Genomic DNA, 2,614 nt, shown 5'->3' on the forward strand with positions numbered 1-2,614 from the left:
ATATTATCGTTATCAAAACAACGTAAAACGTGGATAATGGCGTTACATTCTCTAATGTTTCCTAAGAATTGATTTCCTAAACCTTCTCCTTTACTTGCTCCTTTTACTAAACCTGCAATATCAACGATATCAACCGTTGCCATTTGAACGCGTTCTGGTTTGACCAATTCCTCTAAACGAGCAATACGCGGATCTGGAACGTTTACTACTCCAATATTAGGTTCTATAGTACAAAACGGAAAGTTAGCACTTTGCGCTTTTGCATTTGATAAACAATTAAATAAAGTTGATTTTCCAACATTTGGTAATCCTACAATTCCTGCTTTCATAAGCCCCTAAATCCCCAAAGGGGACTTTAAATTACTAGTTAATATTATTTTAAAAGTGCGCAAATATACTTTAATCCTGATTAGTATCAAAGTATTAAATAAAAGGAGTTGATGAAGTAGTTATTCTTTCGGATTTTCCTCATCGTTTTGGATTTTTTCGTCGTCTTTTCCTAGTCGTTCAATAATTGCTTTTTCCTCTGCAGTAGATACAAAACCGGATTCTACATCCCAATAATCCGTAAAAAACGAAGTCTTTTTATTGATAAGTGATTTGCCTTTAAAAACATTTTTTTCTCCGTACTCGAAAGTTTTTTTATTGAAATCGGTTACTACCATATGATTTTTCACTTCAATTCGTCTGGATTTCTTTTTATAGTATTTTTCAAATCCAATAACTTCTTTAGAATTGGCCAAATAATAGTAATTTCCTTCATGTCGGAATGTATTTTTAAATTCTAATTTATAGACTTTTCTACTGGCAAACATGCTCTCTTTATAAGCCAAAAGTCGGTCTGGAGTTACATAAGAACTAACTTCTATTATCAACTTTTTGTTGCTATCATAAACTACCGTAAAATCAGATAAAATTCCTTTGGATTCGGGTAAAGGAACAATTTTAATTACCAAATAATCCTCGTTAGATGGATAGGTTTTTACCGAAAAATCATAAGTTTTCTTTGCTTTGGAATTCAATACTTCGTCTAAATATTTGAATTGGTAATAATTTTCGATGATATTATTCAAATCATAACCTAATATATTGGTATCGATATCGCCATCTAAAACACCAACAGCGCGATTTTGTTCTACTAAAATATCGGTTTTTATGTTCTTATCATTTCCTAAAATTTGAAAATTAATAAGTCCATCGTTAAAAAAAATAATCTCATTATCACGTTTGTAAAATTCGTGCAAATAGACTTTCAAACTTATAGGAATGGTGATTTTATCTTTAGAATTTTCTATAATCCGTTTTAAAATTTCCTGAGGATGATCTTTGGTGATGATGTATTCTTCCAATTCCTGTGTAATGGGTTCTAAGTAAACTACATTTTCCTTTTTGTCTAGGGTTGCAAATTTTATAATTGTTTTTTTATAAAAAGAATGAACAAGTTCAAAATCAGACGATCGGGTCAAGTTAATGATTGCTTTTCCTTCTTTATTAGTCAAAAAACCTTGTCGAGTTCTTAAAGCTGTAATCGTAACTTCATCAATAGGTAAGTCCGTATCAAAATCTTTCACAATTAATGTAAAATCGAGATTTTGTGATACAACACAAGTAGTAAAAAGACACAATAAAAAAGTAAGTTTTTTTATCATAAATTTACGATTAACAATCAAATGTAATCAAAATAAAATAAAACAACTCATTAATAAAGAAGTTTTTAGCTCAATAAAAAACAAAAAGAGAACTTTCTATTTGAAAATTCTCTTTAACATACTGTTGAAATTTTTAAAAATTTTATTCGTTATGCAAAAACGATTGTCTGTTTAACAAAGTTTCTTCGCTTTCCACATGATTATCATCTGGTACACAACAATCTACCGGACAAACGGCTGCGCATTGAGGTTCTTCATGAAAACCTTTACACTCCGTACATTTTCCGGGTACAATGTAATAAATATCATCTGAAATTGGGGTTTGAGCAGCATCTGAATCTACTTCAGTTCCATCAGGTAAAATAACTTTACCACTTAATTTTGTACCATCTTTCCATCTCCAATCATCAGCACCTTCGTAAATTGCTGTATTTGGACATTCTGGCTCGCAAGCCCCACAGTTGATACATTCGTCTGTTATTATAATTGCCATGATTCTTTTAGTATTAAGAAATTAGAATTCAGAAAAACGTAATATTCTAATATTATGATTAATTTTGCGCTACAAAAATACAATGTAAACCAAACATAAACAAGTTACAAATGTTACAAAGTGAAATAAAATCGAGTTTTGTTGAATTAGGGAATTTTGTACGTCAATTTTCTGAAGAGGGAAACGTTAAATCGGCTTCGGTTTTACATAACGATTTGTTCTTTGATGACTTTGCAAACTTGATTGAACTTTTACAATCGCACAACGGTTGGTTTACACTGGAACAAGTTTTACATAGCATTCAATCTTGGGCAAAAGCCTTAACAGAAGACAATCTAAATCAGTGGATTTCCAACTATGATTTTTCAAAAATTGAACCAAAAAAAGTAGGATTAATTTTAGCAGGAAATATTCCGTTAGTGGGTTTTCATGATTTTCTTTCGGTATTGATTTCGGGTCATGATGTATTGGT

Annotated in this window: 3 protein-coding genes and 1 pseudogene; 1 reads left to right on the forward strand and 3 read right to left on the reverse strand. The window is 30.8% G+C overall.

What is annotated here, in order from left to right; translation table 11 throughout:
- From Q0075_RS06110 to Q0075_RS06120, 3 genes are all read right to left on the reverse strand, one after another.
- On the reverse strand, window positions 1-329 hold a 329-nt coding region (locus tag Q0075_RS06110), incomplete at its 3' end, for a GTPase (RefSeq protein WP_297868737.1).
- 120 nt (window positions 330-449) lie between these two features.
- Complete coding sequence (locus Q0075_RS06115; RefSeq protein ID WP_297868738.1) at window positions 450-1,649, reverse strand: hypothetical protein; 1,200 nt, start codon at window positions 1,647-1,649, stop codon at window positions 450-452.
- 142 nt (window positions 1,650-1,791) lie between these two features.
- Complete coding sequence (locus Q0075_RS06120; protein WP_026726242.1) at window positions 1,792-2,142, reverse strand: 4Fe-4S dicluster domain-containing protein; 351 nt, start codon at window positions 2,140-2,142, stop codon at window positions 1,792-1,794.
- Window positions 2,143-2,252: 110 nt separating this feature from the next.
- Here Q0075_RS06120 and Q0075_RS06125 point away from each other — a divergent pair.
- A pseudogene (locus tag Q0075_RS06125) lies at window positions 2,253-2,614 on the forward strand (acyl-CoA reductase); the annotation flags it as partial.

Origin of the sequence: uncultured Flavobacterium sp., from assembly GCF_937967675.1 — a bacterium.
Classification (GTDB): domain Bacteria; phylum Bacteroidota; class Bacteroidia; order Flavobacteriales; family Flavobacteriaceae; genus Flavobacterium.